This is a genomic window from Blastococcus sp. TF02-8 (genome assembly GCF_003319175.1).
Lineage (GTDB): Bacteria > Actinomycetota > Actinomycetes > Mycobacteriales > Geodermatophilaceae > Blastococcus.
Window position 1 is genome coordinate 83,839 of sequence record NZ_QOHK01000008.1, and the last position, 17,713, is coordinate 101,551.

Annotated in this window: 18 protein-coding genes; 12 read left to right on the forward strand and 6 right to left on the reverse strand. The window is 73.9% G+C overall.

Going from position 1 to position 17,713, the window contains the following annotated elements:
- Positions 1-2: 2 nt before the first annotated feature.
- Positions 3-1,988 carry a VWA domain-containing protein gene (locus tag DQ237_RS15710; protein ID WP_113801069.1) on the reverse strand — a complete coding sequence of 662 codons (1,986 nt, stop codon included), beginning with the start codon at positions 1,986-1,988 and terminating at the stop codon, positions 3-5.
- 2 nt (positions 1,989-1,990) lie between these two features.
- A complete protein-coding gene (locus DQ237_RS15715; protein WP_240619674.1) occupies positions 1,991-3,454 on the reverse strand; it encodes a sigma 54-interacting transcriptional regulator in 1,464 nt (487 codons plus the stop codon).
- 132 nt (positions 3,455-3,586) lie between these two features.
- Between DQ237_RS15715 and ilvA the strand changes: the two genes are divergently transcribed.
- Positions 3,587-4,801, forward strand: coding sequence for a threonine ammonia-lyase (gene ilvA, locus DQ237_RS15720; RefSeq protein WP_205730244.1), 1,215 nt, complete (start codon positions 3,587-3,589; stop codon positions 4,799-4,801).
- Here ilvA and DQ237_RS15725 read toward each other — a convergent pair.
- On the reverse strand, positions 4,788-5,366 hold the full coding sequence (locus DQ237_RS15725) for a hypothetical protein (RefSeq protein WP_113801071.1): 579 nt from the start codon (positions 5,364-5,366) through the stop codon (positions 4,788-4,790). The two genes, ilvA and DQ237_RS15725, sit on opposite strands and share 14 nt — an antisense overlap.
- A gap of 157 nt (positions 5,367-5,523) precedes the next feature.
- Between DQ237_RS15725 and DQ237_RS15730 the strand changes: the two genes are divergently transcribed.
- From DQ237_RS15730 to DQ237_RS15745, 4 genes are all read left to right on the forward strand, one after another.
- The gene (locus DQ237_RS15730; RefSeq protein WP_113801072.1) at positions 5,524-6,510 is read left to right on the forward strand and encodes an ATP-binding cassette domain-containing protein; all 987 of its coding nucleotides are present in this window, start codon (positions 5,524-5,526) and stop codon (positions 6,508-6,510) included.
- A complete protein-coding gene (locus DQ237_RS15735; protein WP_113801073.1) occupies positions 6,507-7,310 on the forward strand; it encodes an ABC transporter permease in 804 nt (267 codons plus the stop codon). The genes DQ237_RS15730 and DQ237_RS15735 overlap by 4 nt, the downstream gene beginning before the upstream one ends.
- A gap of 68 nt (positions 7,311-7,378) precedes the next feature.
- A complete protein-coding gene (locus DQ237_RS15740) occupies positions 7,379-9,442 on the forward strand; it encodes a M3 family metallopeptidase (RefSeq protein WP_113801074.1) in 2,064 nt (687 codons plus the stop codon).
- 63 nt (positions 9,443-9,505) lie between these two features.
- Entirely contained in the window at positions 9,506-9,826 is a 321-nt protein-coding gene (locus DQ237_RS15745; protein ID WP_113801075.1) for a hypothetical protein, read from the forward strand.
- Here DQ237_RS15745 and DQ237_RS15750 read toward each other — a convergent pair.
- The gene (locus DQ237_RS15750; protein ID WP_166509648.1) at positions 9,823-10,155 is read right to left on the reverse strand and encodes an RNHCP domain-containing protein; all 333 of its coding nucleotides are present in this window, start codon (positions 10,153-10,155) and stop codon (positions 9,823-9,825) included. The two genes, DQ237_RS15745 and DQ237_RS15750, sit on opposite strands and share 4 nt — an antisense overlap.
- Positions 10,156-10,163: 8 nt before the next feature.
- Positions 10,164-10,667: a transcription elongation factor GreA gene (gene greA / locus DQ237_RS15755; protein WP_113801076.1), complete on the reverse strand. Its 504-nt coding sequence runs from the start codon at positions 10,665-10,667 to the stop codon at positions 10,164-10,166.
- Between the two features lie 224 nt (positions 10,668-10,891).
- Between greA and mca the strand changes: the two genes are divergently transcribed.
- The 5 genes from mca (at position 10,892) to DQ237_RS15780 (ending at position 14,753) form a co-directional block, all read left to right on the forward strand.
- Positions 10,892-11,779, forward strand: a complete 888-nt coding sequence (gene mca / locus DQ237_RS15760) for a mycothiol conjugate amidase Mca (RefSeq protein ID WP_113801077.1) — start codon at positions 10,892-10,894, stop codon at positions 11,777-11,779.
- A complete protein-coding gene (locus tag DQ237_RS15765) occupies positions 11,776-12,087 on the forward strand; it encodes a hypothetical protein (protein WP_113801078.1) in 312 nt (103 codons plus the stop codon). Before mca ends, DQ237_RS15765 begins: the two co-directional genes overlap by 4 nt.
- 91 nt (positions 12,088-12,178) lie before the next feature.
- Positions 12,179-12,766, forward strand: coding sequence for a hypothetical protein (locus DQ237_RS15770; protein ID WP_240619675.1), 588 nt, complete (start codon positions 12,179-12,181; stop codon positions 12,764-12,766).
- 29 nt (positions 12,767-12,795) lie between these two features.
- Positions 12,796-13,461 carry a maleylpyruvate isomerase N-terminal domain-containing protein gene (locus DQ237_RS15775; RefSeq protein ID WP_166509649.1) on the forward strand — a complete coding sequence of 222 codons (666 nt, stop codon included), beginning with the start codon at positions 12,796-12,798 and terminating at the stop codon, positions 13,459-13,461.
- A gap of 41 nt (positions 13,462-13,502) precedes the next feature.
- The gene (locus tag DQ237_RS15780; RefSeq protein WP_113801080.1) at positions 13,503-14,753 is read left to right on the forward strand and encodes a geranylgeranyl reductase family protein; all 1,251 of its coding nucleotides are present in this window, start codon (positions 13,503-13,505) and stop codon (positions 14,751-14,753) included.
- On the opposite strand, the gene DQ237_RS15785 is transcribed toward DQ237_RS15780, so the two are convergent.
- Complete coding sequence (locus tag DQ237_RS15785) at positions 14,750-15,562, reverse strand: hemolysin III family protein (RefSeq protein ID WP_113801081.1); 813 nt, start codon at positions 15,560-15,562, stop codon at positions 14,750-14,752. The genes DQ237_RS15780 and DQ237_RS15785 overlap by 4 nt on opposite strands.
- Positions 15,563-15,690: 128 nt before the next feature.
- Here DQ237_RS15785 and DQ237_RS15790 point away from each other — a divergent pair, with 128 nt between their 5' ends.
- Together DQ237_RS15790 and DQ237_RS15795 are read left to right on the forward strand one after the other, a co-directional pair.
- Positions 15,691-16,470 carry an isoprenyl transferase gene (locus DQ237_RS15790; protein WP_113801082.1) on the forward strand — a complete coding sequence of 260 codons (780 nt, stop codon included), beginning with the start codon at positions 15,691-15,693 and terminating at the stop codon, positions 16,468-16,470.
- A 22-nt stretch (positions 16,471-16,492) separates the two neighbouring features.
- Complete coding sequence (locus DQ237_RS15795) at positions 16,493-17,710, forward strand: DUF885 domain-containing protein (protein WP_113801083.1); 1,218 nt, start codon at positions 16,493-16,495, stop codon at positions 17,708-17,710.
- The last annotated feature ends 3 nt before the right edge of the window (positions 17,711-17,713 follow it).

A 17,713-nucleotide genomic window follows, 5' to 3' on the forward strand; every position in this document is an offset into this window, starting at 1 on the left:
GCCTAGCGGGCGCGGCGGCCGCGTCTGGTGCGGAGGTAGTCGGCGACGACGTACTCGCCGAGCCGCTCGGCGTCGGGCTGGAACACCCGCCCACCGGCCCGCTGGGTCAGGTCGTGCACGAAGTGGACCAGGCCGGGGTCGGGGTCGAGCGCGAACACGTTCACGGTCGCCCCGGACCGGGCGACCCGCTCGACCTCGGCCACGGTGCGCGCGATGGTCTCGGGCATCGGCGGCCAGCAGAAGAACGGCGTGCCGTCGTCCTCCAGGTGCGCGGTCGGCTCGCCGTCGGTGACCACCAGGACCACCGGTTCGGCGTCCCGGTGCCGGGCGAGGAACCGCCGGGCGAGCATCAGCCCGTGCTGCAGGTTGGTGCCCTGCAGGGTGTCGACGGACAGCTCCGCCAGCGTCTCGGGCCGCAGCACCTGAGCGGTGGAGGAGAAGCCGATGATCTCGATGGCATCCTGCGGGAACTTCGTCGTCACCAGCGAGTGCAGCGCCATCGCCGTCGACTTCGCCGCTCCCCACGTGCCGCGCAGCGCCATCGAGTAGGAGAGGTCCACCAGCAGGGCCACGGCCGCACCGGTGCGGCGCTCGGTCTCGACCACCTCGAAGTCCTCGACGGCGATCCGCACGGCGCGGGCGCCGTCCTCCCGGGGCTGGTGCGCCGTGCGCAGGACGGCGTTCTTCACCGTGCGGACGACGTCCAGCGGCTGCTCGTCGCCGAACTGCCACTCCCGCGAGCTGCCGGTCAGCTCCCCGGCCGCGCCGGCGTCGGCGACGTCGTGCTCACCGCGGCCGGTGGCGTCGAGCTTGGCGAACACGCGGCGCAGCGCGGTGGCGCCGAGCCGGCGGACGGCCTTGGGGGAGAGCTCCAGCTTGCCGTCGGAGCGCTCCAGGTAGCCCTGCCGCTCGAGCTCGCGCTCCAGCTGGCGCAGGGCGGCCAGGTCGTCGGCGGCCGAGCGGCCGAGCGCCCGCTCCAGCAGCTCCTCGTCGACGTCGGAGAGCGAGGCGCCGGCGTAGCCCTGGGACAGCTGGTTGGACAGCGCCTCCAGGTCGGCCAGCTCCGCGACGGCGCTGGTGGCGTCGCCCAGACCCAGGGAGGGCTCGCCGTCGGGCACCTGGCCGCGCTGGCCCCACGGGAGGTCCGGCCGCGCCTGGCGGAGCGCGTCGGAGAGGCGCGCCATCTCGCTGGCCAGCCCCATGTCCTCCATGGTCTGGGCCATGAGCTCGCCGAGCTCGGCGCGCTGCTCGGGGGAGAGCCCGGCCATCATGCGTTCCTGGGCGGCGGCCCGGCGGGCCAGGGAGTCGATCAGCTCCTCGACCGACTCCGGCCGGTCGGGGAAGAACTGGCCGTGCTGCTCCATGAACTCGGCGAACTGCTGGTCGGTGTCCTCGCCGCGGTTGTGCGCGTCGACCAGCCGGGACAGGTCGGCCACCATGTCCTTGACCGCCTGCAGGTCCTGCTCGCTGGCGTTCTCCAGCGCCTGCTTCATCGAGGCGAAGGAGCTGTCGAGCACCTCCCGGCGCAGCAGGTCCTGGATCCGGTCGTAGGCCTGCCTGGCCTCGGCCGACCGCCAGTCGTAGTCCTTCAGCTCCCGGACCGCCCCCGCGGTGTCGCCGGGCAGCGCGTCGAGCTCGGCCTCCTTGAGCCGCGCCATGTCGTCCGGGTCCGGGAAGAGCTCGCGGCGCTCGGCCTCCAGGGCCTTGTCGAGCAGCTCGCGCACCTCCTGCAGGGTGCCGTCCATCCGCCCGGCGGTGCGGGCCTTGCGCAGCCGGTCGCGCACCTGGCGACGGAGCTCGTCCAGGCCGCGACGCCCCTCGGTGCCCCGGCGCAGCAGCTCGCGCAGCGCCTCGCGCACCCCGCTGCCGCCGAGCACGGAGTCGCCGATCTCGTCGACGGCGTTGCCGAGGTCGTAGGGCGGGGTGAGCGGATCGGCGCCGCCCCGCCACCGGCCGTACCGGTAGCCCTTCGGTGCCCGGTGCGCCACGGTCAGGCCCCGTAGACCGTGCGGCCGCCGTCGGTGTCCTTGGCCAGCCGCCGGGTGAGGTAGAGGCCTTCGAGCGCGAACTCCACCGCGGCCGCCGCCTGCTCGGCGGACTGCTCGCCCTCGGGCACCCCGAGCCGGCCCAGCAGCTCCGCCAGCTTCGGGATGGTGCCGAGCTGGCCGAGCAGCGCCGGGGCCGGCACCAGGTCGCCGGACTCCACCGTGTCCCCGCCGGTGAAGTGCTCCTGCAGCCCGGTCAGGTCCAGCCCGGCGCAGCGCGCGCGGAAGGTCTGCGCCGTCGCCTGGCGGAGCAGGTGGTCGAGGATCTCCAGCTCGCGGTCGTCGTCGGGGTCGGACCCGGCGTCGGCGAACTCCACCTTGCCCCGGCTCGCCGGGACGATCGCCGGCAGGTCGACCACCCGGGCCACCGGTCGGGTCTCACCGGCGACGGCGGCACGGCGGACGGCGGAGGCGGCCACGGTCTCCAGCCCGGCGATGGCGAAGCGGGCGCTGACACCGGACCGCTGGTCGACGTGGCCGGACTCGCGGACCAGCCGCGTGAACCGGGCGACGATCTCGACCAGGTGCTGCGGGACGACCGGCTGGGCGAGGTGGTCGGCACCGAACGCCGTCGGCCAGCTCACCGCGGCCTCCTGCTGCAGCAGCCGGATCTCGTCGGCCAGCTCGATCGGGTAGTGGGTGCGCACCTCGGCCCCGAACCGGTCCTTGAGCGGGGTGATGATCCGCCCGCGGTTGGTGTAGTCCTCGGGGTTGGCGCTGGCCACGAGCAGCAGGTCCAGCGGCAGCCGCACGCGGTAGCCGCGGATCTGGATGTCGCGCTCCTCGAGGACGTTGAGCAGCGCGACCTGGATGCGCTCGGCGAGGTCGGGCAGCTCGTTGACGCTGAAGATGCCGCGGTTGGTGCGGGGCACGAGCCCGTAGTGGACCGTCTCCGGGTCGCCGAGCGTGCGGCCCTCGGCGACCTTGATCGGGTCGACGTCGCCGATCAGGTCGCCGACGCTGGTGTCCGGCGTCGCCAGCTTCTCCCCGAACCGGTCGCTGCGGTGCAGCCAGCCGACCGGGGTCGCGTCGCCGTGCTCGGCGATCTGCCGGTGCGCCCAGACGCTGATCGGGGCCAGCGGGTGCTCGTTGAGCTCGCTGCCGACGAGCACCGGCGTCCACTCGTCGAGCAGCCCGACCAGCGTGCGGATCAGCCGGGTCTTGCCCTGGCCGCGCTCGCCGAGGAGCACCAGGTCGTGGCCGGCGATGAGGGCGCGCTCGACCTCGGGGAGCACGGTGTCCTGGAAGCCGACCATGCCCGGGAGCGTCGGCTCGCCGGCGGACAGGCGGGCGAGCAGGTTGGCGCGGATCTCGGCCTTGACCGGCCGGAAGGAGGCCCCGGTGGCGCGCAGGTCGCCGAGGGTGGTCGGTGCGGGTGAGGGGGTGGCTGGTGCGGGCGTCTCCGTCACCCCCGCCACGGTACGACGGGCGCGGCTCCGGTGGAGCGGTGACGACGCCGCGTTCCGGCCGGAACGCCGGGTCGACCCGCGCGACCGTCGCGCCTCATCCGCGCGGTCGATGCGTGCTGCGAGGATCGGGCCGTGTCCGTCCCCCTGGTCAGCGGCGCGGAGGTCGAGGCCGCCGCCGAACTGCTGGACGGCGTCGTGCGCCGCACGCCGCTGGAGTTCTCCGGTGCCCTCGCCGACCGCGTCGGCGGGCCGGTCTGGCTCAAGTGCGAGAACCTGCAGCGCACCGGTTCCTTCAAGATCCGCGGGGCCTACACCCGGATCGCGCGGCTCACGGAGGAGGAACGCGCTCGGGGCGTCGTCGCGGCCAGTGCGGGCAACCACGCCCAGGGCGTCGCTCTGGCCGCCCGGCTGCTGGGCGCCCGGGCCACGGTCTACATGCCCGAGACGGCGCCACTGCCCAAGGTCGCGGCCACCGAGGCCTACGGGGCGCAGATCGAGATGTTCGGCCAGTCGCTCGCGGAGCCGCTGCTGGCCGCCGCCGAGCACGCCGAGCGCACCGGCGCGGTCTTCATCCACCCCTTCGACCACGCCGACGTCATCGCGGGGCAGGGGACGGTCGGCCTCGAGGTGCTCGAGCAGTGCCCGGAGGTCGCCACGGTGCTGGTGTGCGCCGGGGGCGGGGGGCTGGTGTCCGGCGTCGCCGCGGTGGTCAAGGAGCGCCGTCCCGACGTCCGGGTGGTGGCGGTGCAGGCGGAGGAGGCCGCGGCCTTCCCCGGCTCGCTCGCGGCCGGCCGCCCGGTGGCGCTCCCGTCGATGAGCACGATGGCCGACGGGATCGCCGTCCCGAAGCCGACCGACCTGACCTTCGCGCACGTGCAGGGGCTGGTCGACGAGGTCCGCACGGTCAGCGAGGAGGACCTCTCCCGGGCGCTGCTGTTCTGCCTGGAGAGGGCGAAGCTCGTCGTGGAGCCGGCCGGGGTGGCCGCGGTGGCCGCCGTGCTGGCCGATCCGACCGCGTTCCGAGCGCCGGTGGTCGCCGTCGTCTCCGGCGGCAACATCGACCCGGTCCTGCTGCTGAAGGTCGTCCAGCACGGCATGGCCGCGGCCGGGCGCTACCTCTCGCTGCGCCTGCGGGTGCCCGACCGTCCGGGCTCGCTGGCCGCCGTCCTCGCGGAGCTGGCCGCCGTGGGTGCGAACGTGCTGGAGGTCGAGCACGAGCGGACGACGACGCGGCTCGGCATCGGCGAGGTCGAGATCTTCGTCGTCGTCGAGACCCGTGGGCCGGTGCACGCCGGGGAGGTCATCGGCGCCCTGCGCAGCGCGGGGTACGCCGTCACCCCGGAGTGACGCCGTCCCGGCCGGCGGGCTGGTCGACCTCGCCGAGCAGCCCGCCCGCTGCATCCAGGACCCGTACGGTGAAGGGGTACCGCGAGTCGGCGCAGACGACGAGCAACCCGACCGGCGCCTCGACCGGGCGCCGCGTCGCCCGGCCCTCCTGGGTCACCTCGACGGTGGCGGCGTCGGTGCCGACGGGGCCGAAGAGTGCCGTGCAGCCGCGATCGTCGGCCCAGCCGGCGGTCATGCCGTCGAGGGCGGCGGTTCCCGGGGGGACGGCGACCCGATCCAGGGTCGGCTCGTCCGTCCAGTTCCCGCCGCCACCGCCCCAGATCTCCCACTCCCCGTCGACGAGGCAGAAGAGCTCGACGTCCACCTGGGGGAACGGCTCCTCGTCGTCGTCCCATCGCAGGTAGCGCACGTGGGCCACGGCTGCGGTGTCCGGGCCCACCCAGCAGCCGACCGGGACCGACCGGCCGAGGGGGAGGTCGCGCCCGGGCAGTTCCGGGAGGCCATGAGCGAGCACCCACCGGCTCCACTGCTCGGCCAGAGCGGCGTCGAAGCTCCCGGGGCGCACCGCAGCAGCCTGACACGCGCGGGAGCGATGAGTCCGGTCCTCTCGCGGGGTCTTCGTTGCTGTCCCGTGTCCGCGGGGCGGGAACGGAGGACTGCGCGTGTACGCGACGGAGAAAAGCGGTGGGGAACTGTCGGGGGGTGGGCCTAGCGTCCGCGGCATGACCGACGCGATCGTGGTCGAGGGGCTGGTCAAGCGCTACGGCGCCACCACCGCGCTCGACGGAGTGGATCTGACCGTCGCCGAGGGCTCGGTCCTCGGGCTGCTCGGCCCGAACGGTGCGGGCAAGACGACGGTGGTGCGCACGCTCACCACGCTGCTCGCGCCCGACGCCGGGCGGGCCGAGGTGCTCGGCCTCGACGTGGTGCGGGACGCCGACCGGGTGCGGGCCGTCATCGGCCTCACCGGCCAGTACGCGGCCGTCGACGAGTACCTCACCGGGTTCGAGAACCTGGAGATGGTCGGGCGGTTGTACCGACTGGGCAAGCGGGAGGCGCGGAAGCGGGCCGGCGAGCTGCTGGAGCGTTTCGACCTGACCGACGCGGCGAACCGGCCGGCGAAGACGTATTCGGGCGGCATGCGGCGGCGGCTGGACATCGCCGCCTCGCTGATCAACCGGCCCCGGGTGCTGTTCCTGGACGAGCCGACCACCGGCCTGGACCCGCGCAGCCGGCTGGCGATGTGGGAGTTCATCGCCGAGCTCGCCGACGGCGGGACGACGATCCTGCTCACGACGCAGTACCTGGAGGAGGCCGACCGCCTCGCCGACCGCATGGTGGTCATCGACTCCGGCCGGGTCATCGCCCGGGGCACCGCCGACGAGCTCAAGGCGCAGGTCGGCGGCCAGCGGTTGGAGTTCACCGTCACCGACGCCGCGGTGCTGCCCCGCATGGCGGTGCGGCTGCGCCCGCTGGGCCTCGACGACCCGGTGGTCGACGAGCAGGCCCGTCGGCTGTCGCTGCCGGTCAGCGGCGGCGCCGAGGTGGTGGCCGAGGCGCTGCGCCTCCTCGACGGCGACACCTCGCAGATCTTCGACGTCGGGTTGCGCCGCCCCGACCTCGACGACGTGTTCCTGGCCCTCACCGGCCGGGTCGCCGAGACCGACACCGCCGCGAGCGACGCGACGACCGTGGGGAGTGCCCGATGAGCTCGTTGTCCATCGCCGTCGAGGACGGCCTGACGATCACCCGCCGCAACCTGGTCAAGGTCAAGCGGGTGCCGGAGCTGATCGTCTTCGCGACCCTGTCGCCGATCATGTTCGTGCTGCTCTTCCGCTACGTGTTCGGCAGCGCCATCCCCATCGAGGGCATCAGCTACGCGGAGTTCCTGCTGCCGGGCATCTTCGCCCAGACCATCGTCTTCGGGAGCACGATCACCGGCGCCGGGCTGGCCGAGGACCTGCAGAAGGGGCTCATCGACCGGTTCCGGTCCCTGCCGATGGCGCCGTCGGCCGTGCTCGTCGGCCGCACGGTGGCCGACCTCGCCCTGAACGCCCTGTCCATCGTCGTCATGGGCGTCACCGGGCTGATCGTCGGCTGGCGGATCCGCTCCTCGTTCGGCGAGGCGCTGGCCGGTCTCGCGCTGCTGCTCCTCTTCGCCTACGCGATGAGCTGGCTCATGGCGACCGTGGGGTTGCTGGTCCGCGCCCCCGAGGTGGTCCAGCAGGCCAGCTTCATCGTCATCTTCCCGCTCACGTTCATCGCCAACACGTTCGTGCCGACGAACAACTTCCCGGCGGTGCTCAAGTGGATCGCCGACTGGAACCCGGTGTCGGCGGTCGTGCAGGCGGCGCGTGAGCTCTTCGGCAACACCGCGCCGATCCTGCAGACCTCCGACGTCTGGTCCCTGCAGCACCCGGTGCTCTACACGCTGCTGTGGTCGGCGGTCCTGCTCGCCGTGTTCGTGCCGCTGTCGGTGCGCATCTACCGGCGGACCGCCAGCCGCTGAGCACGCTCCCGCGGCCCGACCCCGGGTGGCGAGGTCGCGAAGCGGGTGGGGGTGGAGACTGGCGCTCGATGAGCGTCGACTCCGCCCCCGCCCTCTCCGCCGACAACCCGCTGGCCGCGCCGTCGGAGCTGCCCTTCCGGCTGCCACCCTTCGCCGGCGTCACCCTCGAGCACTGCCGCGAGGCGCTGCTCGCCGGCATGGCCGCGCACCGCGAGGAGGTCGCGGCGATCGTCGCGTCGGCCGAGGAGCCGACCTTCGAGAACACCATCGTCGCCCTGGAGCGGTCCGGTGCGCTGCTGGACCGGGCCTGGTCGGTGTTCGGCAACCTCTCCTCCTCGGTGGCCACGCCGCGGCTGCGCGAGATCGAGCGGGAGGTGGCCCCGCTGGCCGCCGCCCACGACGACGCGCTGCGGCTGGACCCGGCCCTGTTCGCGCGCGTCGACGCCGTGCACGCGGCGAGGGAGTCGGCGGGCCTGGACCCCGAGTCGCTGCGGCTGGTCGAGCGCTACCACCTGGACTTCGTGCTGGCCGGTGCCCGGCTGGACGACGCCGGCCGAGTGCGGCTCAGCGAGCTCAACCAGGAGCTCTCGGAGCTGTCCACGAGCTTCGGCCAGAACCTGCAGCTGGCCACCGACGCAGCGGCGGTCCGGGTGGACGACGAGGCTGAGCTCGACGGGCTGAGCGAGGAGGAGATCGCCGCCGCGGCCCGGGCGGCGAGCGACCGCGGGCTCGACGGTCACCTGCTCACCCTGGTGCTGCCCACCGGTCAGCCGCTGCTGGCCAAGCTTCGCGACCGGGAGCTGCGGCGCCGGGTGTTCGAGGCGTCGACGAGCCGCGCCGCCGGCGGTGAGCACGACAACCGCCCGGTCGCCGAGCGGATCGCCCGGGCACGGGCCGAGCGAGCCCGGCTGCTGGGCTTCGCCACCCATGCCGACCTGGTGCTCGCCGACCAGACCGCGGCCACCACCGAGGCGGTCGACCGGATGCTCGCGTCGATGGTGCCCGCCTCGGTGGCCAACGCCGACGCCGAGGCCGAGGTGCTGCGGGAGTACGCGCTCCGTGACGGGGTGGAGCTGGCCCCGTGGGACTGGGCGTTCTACAGCGAGCGGGTGCGGGCCGAGCGCTACGCCGTCGACACCACGGCACTGCGGCCGTACTTCGAGCTGGACCGGGTGCTGGTCGACGGCGTCTTCCACGCCGCCGAGCTGCTCTACGGCTACCGCTTCACCCTCCGTCCGGACCTCACGGGCTACCACCCCGACGTCCGGGTCTGGGAGGTCACCGACGCCGACGGCGCCGAGGTCGGCCTGTACCTGGGTGACTTCTTCGCCCGGGAGGGCAAGCGCGGCGGGGCGTGGATGAGCTCGTTCGTGCGGCAGTCCGGCCTGCTCGGCACGAAGCCGGTGGTGGTGAACAACCTCAACGTGACCCGGGCCCCCGAGGGGCGGCCGACGCTGCTCACCCTCGACGAGGTCAACACGCTGTTCCACGAGTTCGGTCACGCCCTGCACGGCCTGAGCTCCGCGGTCACCTACCCCCGGTTCTCCGGCACGAGCGTGCCGCGGGACTTCGTCGAGTTCCCGAGCCAGGTCAACGAGATGTGGGCGCTCTGGCCCGAGGTGCTCACCCACTACGCCCGGCACGTCGAGACCGGCGAACCGCTGCCGCGCCCGGTGGTGGACGCCATCGACGCCGCCCAGCTCTGGGGCGAGGGCTTCGGCACGCTGGAGTACCTGGCCGCCACCCTGCTGGACCAGGCCTGGCACCGGATCACGCCGGAGAGCGAGGTCGGCGACCCGGTGGAGTTCGAGGCGCAGGCGCTCCGCACGGCCGGCGTGGCGTCCGAGCTCGTGCCGCCCCGCTACCGCACCACGTACTTCCAGCACATCTTCGCCGGGGGCTACTCGGCCGGCTACTACTCCTACATCTGGTCGGAGGTGCTCGACGCCGACACCGTGGAGTGGTTCAAGGAGAACGGAGGGCTACGCCGCGAGAACGGGGACGCGTTCCGGCAGCGGCTGCTCGCCGTGGGCGGTTCGGTCGACCCGCTGGCGGCGTTCCGTGCGGTGCGCGGTCGCGACGCCGACCCGGGTCCGCTGCTGCGTCGTCGCGGGCTGGCGCCGACCGCCTGAGCCGGCCATCACCCCCGCGTGGGTGATGGCCGCACGCCGCCACCGGGGGCCAGGATGACCGCCATGGACGTCGTGCTCGGTCTCCTGGCGATGCTCGTCCCGGTCGGTGCCCTCGCCGTGGTCGCGCTACCGCCGATCCTGCTGCTCGGGCGCCGTGGCCCCATCGCCTCGTCGTTGCTGCTCTACCTCGCGTCCCTCGCGCTGCTCGCGGCGTGGGGGGTGGCATGGCTGGCCGACATGGACCGGGCCGACCGCACCGGGGACGCCGGCAGCATGTTCGCCGGTGGCGGGTGGCTGCTCCTCGCTGTGGCGGCGGCGACGGCTTCGGTCGTCGTCTCACTGCGGCACGCCCGGCGGGCTCCCGCCGTGCCCGGGCGCGACTAGAGCCAGGGGAGCGAGAGCACCAGGTCGAGGTCGTCGGGGGCAGCGCCGTCCCGGACGAGCCGGTTGGGCTGGCGGTGACCGCACGCGGTGCAGCGGTGGACCACCTGCCAGCCCTTGCCCGACTTCTCCACCAGGCCGATCGGCTCCATGGGCTGCCGGCACTGGCTCGCCCGGTCGCCGGGCAGGTCGTCGACGTGCAGCGACCACAGGCAGAACGGGCAGTGGTTGCGGTAGTGCCCGTCGGTGTTGGCCGGCACGCGTGCGGTGCAGTGCACGCACGGGAAGCCGGTGTTCTCCGCCCGCCGGGAGCGGGCGCGTGGTGCGGTCACCGGACGGGTCAGGGGACGAACGGCTCGATGCCGACGACCTCGACGGTGATGTCCCGCCCGTTGGGGGTCTGGTACGTGACCTTCTTGCCGGGCTCGGCGCCCATGATGGCCGCGCCCAGCGCCGACTCGGGGGAGTAGACGGTCAGGTCGGTCGTGCCGGCGATCTCGCGGGACCCGAGCAGGAACTTCTCGGTGTCGTCGTCGCCGTCGAACCGGATGGTGATGACGGTGCCGGTCGCCGCGTGGGTCACCTTGGTCGGGGGCTCGCCCACGTGCGCCTTGCGGAGCAGGTCGGTGAGCTGGCGGATCCGGCCCTCCTGCTTGCCCTGCTCCTCCTTCGCGGCGTGGTAGCCGCCGTTCTCCTTGAGGTCGCCCTCCTCGCGGCGGGCGTTGATCTCGGCGGCCATGGCCGGGCGGTTCGCCACCAGCTGGTCGAGCTCGGCCTTCAGCCGGTCGTAGGCCTCCTGGGTCAGCCAGATGGCCTGGTTCTGCTCGTCAGTGGGGGTGGACACGGGGGAGAACTCCTGGAACTCGTGGGTGGCCGCCGAGAGCGACGGCCGCTGGTCGATCCGGCCAAGCTAACACCGCACATCGGGCCGGTGCAGTCGTGCGACGCGAGCGGAACCGAAACGTACCGGCACCGCACGGGGGCTGCGGGACGCCCGTCCGGGCGAGTTGTCGGCCACACCTGGTGGGCATCCGTCATCCACGCCCCGCGGCGAGGGACACTGTTGCGGTGACCCAACCCGACCAGCTGCGCCTGCTCGCCGTGCACGCACATCCGGACGACGAGTCGAGCAAGGGCGCCGCCACGATGGCGAAGTACGTGGCCGAGGGCGTTCGCGTCATGGTGGCCACGGCCACCGGCGGCGAGCGGGGCTCGGTGCTGAACCCGGCCATGGACCGTCCCGAGGTCTGGGAGCGGCTGCCCCAGATCCGGGCCGAGGAGATGGAGCGGGCGCGGGAGATCCTCGGGATCGAGCAGGAGTTCCTCGGCTTCGTCGACTCCGGCCTGCCCGAGGGCGACCCGCTGCCCCCGCTGCCGGAGGGCTGCTTCGCCCTGGTGCCCCTCGAGGAGGCGGCGGCCCCTCTGGTCGCGCTGATCCGCCGGTTCAAGCCCCAGGTGATCACCACGTACGACGAGCGCGGCGGTTACCCGCACCCGGACCACATCAAGACCCACGAGATCTCGATGCACGCGTTCGAGGCGGCCGGTGACCCGGAGCGGTATCCCGAGCTGGGTGAGCCCTGGCAGCCGAGCAAGCTCTACTACCACATGAGCTTCACGCTGCCCCGGACGAAGGCGCTGCACGAGGCGATCCTCGCGACCGGCGCCGAGTCGCCCTACGCGGAGTGGCTGGCCAACTGGGACCCGGCGCACGACATCTCCCACCGGGTCACCACACGCGTGCCGTGTGCGGAGTACTTCCCGGTGCGCGACGCCGCACTGATCGCGCACGCCACCCAGATCGACCCGCTGGGCCGCTGGTTCGCCTGCCCGGTGGAGACGCAGCAGGAGGTGTGGCCGACGGAGGACTACGAGCTGGCCCGCTCGCTGGTCGACGCCACCACGCCCGAGGACGACCTGTTCGCCGGCATCCGCAGCGAGGTGACGGTCCGATGAACGGCCTTCTCGCCGCCGCCGGGGAGCAGCTGCCTGAGGACGTCGGCAAGGCGGGTCCGCTCGGCCTCCTGCTGCTGGTGCTGCTGCTGATCGCCGCCGCGCTGCTGGTGAAGTCGATGAGCGGGCACCTCAAGAAGCTGCCGCGCAGCTTCGACCCGGCCGACCGCGAGGATCCGGTCCACGTCCCGGACACCCCGGCCGAGCTGCTGGAGGAGCCCGCCCCGGGGCAGGAACTGCTGGACACGCTGCGTCGGGCGCCGCTGGCGATCGAGCCGCCGCGCGACGACGACGGCCGTCCGCGGAACTGAGGCCCAGGGAGGGCCCTAGGACCCTCGTCCCCCTCGGCGACCCTACTTACGGTGCAAGCGTGTAATCACACGCTCTCACCGGGAGGCTGCTGTGCAGGGACACCGATTCGCCGATGCGATGTTCGCGGCCGGCGCAGGCCGCGCGGGTCGAGGCCGGGGACCGGAGGCACCCCCGCCGGTCGAGCGCGCCGAGGTGGCCGGCTGGTTCGCCGGGCGGCTGCCCGACGGCTGGTTCACCGGCCCGGTCGACCTGGTCGTCGACCGGGACGAGATCACCGTCGTCGGCAGCCTGGCCGAGCCCGAGGCCGGCGATGGGGACGCCGCCGCCGCGCGGGCGGGCCGGATCTCCCGGTTCCGCGCGGAGACCCGCGAGCAGCGCATGGCGATCGCCGACGCCGCCCAGGAGCGCTACGGACGGTCGGTCGCCTGGGGCGCGGCCTGCGGGGACCTTCGGGAGATCTTCACCAACCTCTCGGTGCCGGTCATGACGCGGCTGCGCCAGCCCGAGCGCCTGGTGCTCGACACCCTGGTCGACGCGGGCGTGGCCCGCTCGCGCTCCGAGGCGCTGCTCTGGGCCGTGCGCATGGTCGGCCGGCACGCCGACGACTGGCTGCGGGAGCTCCGCGAGGCCATGGCGACCGTCGAGGAGGTCCGTGCGCGGGGGCCGCAGCCGGGGTGACCGCGGCGGTGGTCTGCCAGGCTGCCCCGGTGACCGAGCCGCTGGAGCTGCTGCGCGAGGCGTACGGAGACCTGAGCGAGACCCTGCACGCGGTCGCGCGCGGCGGTGACCCGTGGGCGGCCACGGGGTGCCGCGGCTGGGCGGTCCACGACCTGGCGTTCCACCTGCTCGGCGACGCCCGCCGCGCACTGGTCGCACTGAACACGCCCGTGGCCGGTCCGGTCGACCGGGACGCCGTCACCTACTGGCGGGCGTGGGAGCCGCCGGACCGGGACGACGACGAGGCGCTCGTGCGCACGCGCGCCGTGGCCGCTGTCGCGACCGCCCATGCCGACCTGGTCGAGCTCTACGCGGAGACCACGGCGGCGGTGCTCGTGGCGGCCGGGCGCGCGCCGGCCGGGGTGCCGGTCCGCACGCAGGGATGGGTGATGTGGGTCGACGACCTGCTCTCCACACTGGTGGTCGAGGCGTCCGTGCACCACCTCGACCTGGTGGCGCAGCTCGACCGTCCCGGTCCGGGCGCCGCCCCGCTGGGCGAGGTCCGCCGGGTGCTGGCGGGGCTGGCCGGAGGGGCGCTGCCGCCGGAGTGGGACGACGTCACGGCCGCCCGCCGCGGAACCGGCCGGGAGCCGCTCACCGACGTCGACCGGGCGTGGCTCGGTGAACGGGTGAGCGCGTTCCCGCTGTTCGGCTGAGGGGTGCGCGCCCTGGAGGCGCGACCAGGGACACTGGGGCGGTGACCGCCCCGACCGTGCCCTCCGCGACCGACGTCCTCGTGGTCGGCGCCGGGCCCGCCGGCTCGTCGGCCGCCGCCTGGGCCGCGCGGGCGGGACACGACGTCGTCCTCGTCGACGCGGCGGTCTTCCCGCGTGACAAGACCTGCGGCGACGGGCTCACACCGCGGGCGATCGCGGAGCTGGACCGGCTCGGGCTGGGGGAGTGGGCGCGGTCGAAGGCGCGCAACCGCGGTCTCCGGGCGGCGGGTTTCGGCCGGCAGTGGGAGCTGCCGTGGCCGGGCGGCGAGTTCCCCGACCACGGCAGCGCCGTACCGCGCACGGAGCTCGACGCCCGCATCCGGCAGGTCGCGGTCGAGGCGGGCGCCACCCCGTGGGACGGCGCCCGGGCGGTCGACGTCGAACGGGACGGCGAGCGGGTGACCGGCGTCGTCCTCGAGCTCGCCGACGACCGCCGGGTGACCGTCGGCTGCCGGCGCCTCGTGGTCGCCGACGGCGTCCGCTCCCCGCTGGGCCGGGTGCTGGGTCGTACCTGGCACCGCGACACCGCCTACGGAGTCGCCGCACGGAGCTACGTCCGCTCGGGACGCAGCGACGACGAGTGGATCAGCTCGCACCTGGAGCTCCGGGGTGCCGAGGGGGAGCTGCTGTCCGGCTACGGCTGGGTCTTCCCGCTGGGTGCCGAGGCCGGCGAGGTGAACCTAGGTGTCGGCACACTGGCGACCTCGAAGCGGCCCGCCGGGGTGCAGCTGAAGTCGCTGCTGGAGTTCTACGCGGAGAGCCGCCGCGAGGAGTGGCAGCTGGACGGCGCGGTGCGCGACGTCGCCTCGGCGCTGCTGCCGATGGGCGGCGCGGTCTCCGGCGTCGCGGGCCGTAACTGGGCGCTGGTCGGCGACGCCGCCGGCTGCGTGAACCCGCTCAACGGCGAGGGCATCGACTACGGCCTGGAGACCGGCCGCACGCTGGCCGGGATGCTCGACGAGGACGACTGGACGACGGCGTGGCCGGCCACGCTGCGCCGGCACTACGGCGAGGCGTTCTCCATCGCGCGGCGCCTGGCCGGCCTGCTCACCGTGCCGCGGTTCCTACCGGCGGCCGGCCCGGTCGGCATGCGGTCACGGCCGCTGATGACGGTCGCCCTCCGGGTGATGGGCAACCTGGTCACCGACGAGGACCGCGACCTCACCGGCCGGCTCTGGCGGCTGGCCGGCCGTGCCTCGGTGAAGCTCGACGACCGGGCCCCGTTCGCCTAGACGAACGGCGAGTTGAAGACCGCGAAGTACACCGCGATGTAGTGGCAGATGGCCGCGACGACGGTCATCGCGTGGAAGACCTCGTGGTAGCCGAAGGTGCCCGGCCACGGGTTGGGCTTCTTCAGCCCGTAGGCGATGCCGCCGAGCGTGTAGAGCACGCCGCCGACGGCGAGCAGGACCATCGAGGTGACGCCGGCGATGTGCAGGATGTCGGTGAGCACGAAGACCGCGACCCAGCCCAGCCCGATGTAGAGCGGCACGCCCACCCACCGCGGCGCCGTCGGCCAGGTCATCTTCAGCGTCACCCCGGCCAGGGCGCCGGCCCACACGGCGGCGAGCACCACGAAGCCCGTCGACTGGTCGACGGCGAGCAGCGCGAACGGGGTGTAGGTGCCGGCGATGAACAGGAAGATCATCGAGTGGTCGAGCCGCTTCATGATCTTCCAGCCGCGCGGTGACCAGCGGCGGCGGTGGTAGAGCGCGCTGATGCCGAAGAGGCCGCAGATCGTCAGGCTGTAGACCGACACCGACCAGCCGGCCCGAGCGCCCTGGACGGCGGCCAGCGGGATCAGCACTGCGCCGGCCACGATGGCACCGAAGAACGAGAACAGGTGGATCCAGCCGCGCGCCCGGGGCCGGGTGTCGGGGTGCGTCCAGTCGGAGTCGGCGAAGTCCGACGCGTCCCACGCGCGCTCGACCTGCTCGCCCTCGGCGACGACGGTGGCGACCGCCTCCGGAGCCGGGGCCTCGAGCTCGGACCCGTCCGCCTCCACCCGGACTGTCTCGCGATCGTGGGGAGAGACGCTCATGAGGTGAGGTTACGGAGCCGTAGGTACGCCGTCATCCGCAGCGGCCTGTGACCTGCGCGGCCCTGCCCCGGGGGCTCGCCGAGCGGCGCGTGACGAGCGGGACGGCGTCCGGTCACTAGGCTGGCCGCGTGGGGGTGCGTCGGCAGGTTCGGGACGCGCTGATCCAGGTGTACGAGCGACGGCTGGCCCGGGCGCTGGAGGACGCGGAGCTCCCGCGGCACGTCGGCGTGATCATCGACGGCAACCGGCGCTGGGCCCGGGACATGGGCCTGGACGACGTCAGCGAGGGCCACCGGCGCGGCGCCGGCATGATCGTCGACTTCCTGGACTGGTGCGACGAGGCCGGCGTCGAGGTGGTCACGATCTTCATGCTGTCCACCGACAACCTCACCCGACCGGAGCCGGAGCTGCTGCCCCTGCTGCGCATCATCGAGGGCGTCGTGGCCGACCTGTCCTCGGCGAGCCGGCGCTGGCGGCTGCGGGCCGTCGGGGCGCTGGAGCTGCTCCCGGACGAGACGGTCGCGGTCCTCGAGCGGGCCGAGGAGATCACCCGGGAGCGTCCGGGAGCGACCGTGAACCTGGCCGTCGGCTACGGCGGGCGCCGCGAGATCGCCGACGCCGTCCGGTCACTGCTGGCCGAGCACGCCGCACGGGGCACGACCCTCGCCGAGCTCGTGGAGGTGCTCGACGTCGAGCACATCGCCGAGCACCTCTACACCAAGGGCCAGCCGGATCCCGACCTGATCATCCGGACCAGCGGGGAACAACGGCTGTCGGGCTTCCTGCTCTGGCAGACCGCCCACGCCGAGTTCTACTTCACCGACGTGTACTGGCCGGACTTCCGCCGCGTGGACTTCCTGCGGGCGCTGCGCGACTACGCCGCCCGGCACCGCCGCTTCGGCGGATGACCCGGGCTGCGAAACTGCGTCCATGACCGCCGCTGCCCTCGACCTCGCTCTCGAGTACGTGCGGCTGGGGCTGCGCTTCGACCGGCTCGAGGCGGGCTTCGTCGACGCGTACACCGGCGACCCGCGGATCCGGGCGCAGGTGCAGGACGAGCCGGCGCCGACGCCGCAGCAGCTGCGCGACCGGGCCCGCGAGCTGCTGCGCGAGGTGGACGCCTCCGGCCTGCCCGAGGACCGCGCGGAGTTCCTGCGCGGTCAGCTGACCGGCCTGGAGTGCAGCGCCCGGAAGATGAGCGGTGAGCCGGTCGGCTTCGTCGAGGAGGTCGGCAGCTACTTCGAGGTGGACGTCGAGCTGGGCGACGAAGCGGCCTACGCGGCCGCGCACGCCGAGCTGGACACGCTGCTGCCCGGCGAGGGGGCGCTCGCCGAGCGGTACGCCGCCCACCGGCGCCGCGAGGAGTGCCCGCCGGAGCGGCTGGAGGCCGCCGTGCACGCGCTGTCCAGCGCGCTGCGCGACCTGGTCCGCGGGCAGTACGGCCTCCCCGAGGTCGAGACGGTGCGCTACGAGGTCGTCACCGACAAGCCGTGGTCGGGCTTCAACTACTACGAGGGCGCGTTCCGCTCGCGGGTGGCGATCAACGCCGACCTGCCGCACCGGCTCTCGCAGCTGCCCCACCTGGTGGCGCACGAGTCCTATCCCGGCCACCACACCGAGCACTGCCGCAAGGAGAGCGGTCTGGTCGAGCGCGCCGGACGGATCGAGCACACGGTGTTCCTCGTGAACACCCCGGAGTGCCTGATGGCCGAGGGGCTCGCCGACCTGGGCGTCCAGGCGGCCATCGGACCGGGCTGGGGGCCGTGGGCGGCGGAGATCCTGGGTGACCTCGGGCTGCGCTTCGACGGGTACCTCGCCGAGCGCGTCGCCGCCGCCGCGGGACCCCTGAACCGGGTGCGGCAGGACGCCGCCGTGCTGCTGCACGACCGGGGGGCGGACGCCGACGAGGTCAGCGCCTTCCTGCAGCGCTGGTCGCTGGTGAGCCCGGAGCGGGCCCGGCAGCAGATCCGGTTCCTGACCGACCCGCTGTGGCGGGCCTACACCTCCACCTACGTCGAGGGCTTCGCGCTGCTGTCCCGCTGGCTCGACGCCCGCCCGGACGACCAGCCGGTGGCCGAGCGGTTCGTCCGCCTCCTCGACGAGCCGCTCACGCCCCGCCGCGTCGCCGCCGAGCTCCGGGCCGCCTGACCC

What these genes read in the sequence shown, in the direction of transcription:
- DQ237_RS15785 (WP_113801081.1), bottom strand. Translation starts at nt 15,562, where the DNA reads ATGAGCGTCTCTCCCCACGATCGCGAGACAGTCCGGGTGGAGGCGGAC.
- DQ237_RS15730 (WP_113801072.1), top strand. Translation starts at nt 5,524, where the DNA reads ATGACCGACGCGATCGTGGTCGAGGGGCTGGTCAAGCGCTACGGCGCC.
- DQ237_RS15735 (WP_113801073.1), top strand. Translation starts at nt 6,507, where the DNA reads ATGAGCTCGTTGTCCATCGCCGTCGAGGACGGCCTGACGATCACCCGC.
- DQ237_RS15795 (WP_113801083.1), top strand. Translation starts at nt 16,493, where the DNA reads ATGACCGCCGCTGCCCTCGACCTCGCTCTCGAGTACGTGCGGCTGGGG.
- DQ237_RS15745 (WP_113801075.1), top strand. Translation starts at nt 9,506, where the DNA reads ATGGACGTCGTGCTCGGTCTCCTGGCGATGCTCGTCCCGGTCGGTGCC.
- DQ237_RS15740 (WP_113801074.1), top strand. Translation starts at nt 7,379, where the DNA reads ATGAGCGTCGACTCCGCCCCCGCCCTCTCCGCCGACAACCCGCTGGCC.
- DQ237_RS15765 (WP_113801078.1), top strand. Translation starts at nt 11,776, where the DNA reads ATGAACGGCCTTCTCGCCGCCGCCGGGGAGCAGCTGCCTGAGGACGTC.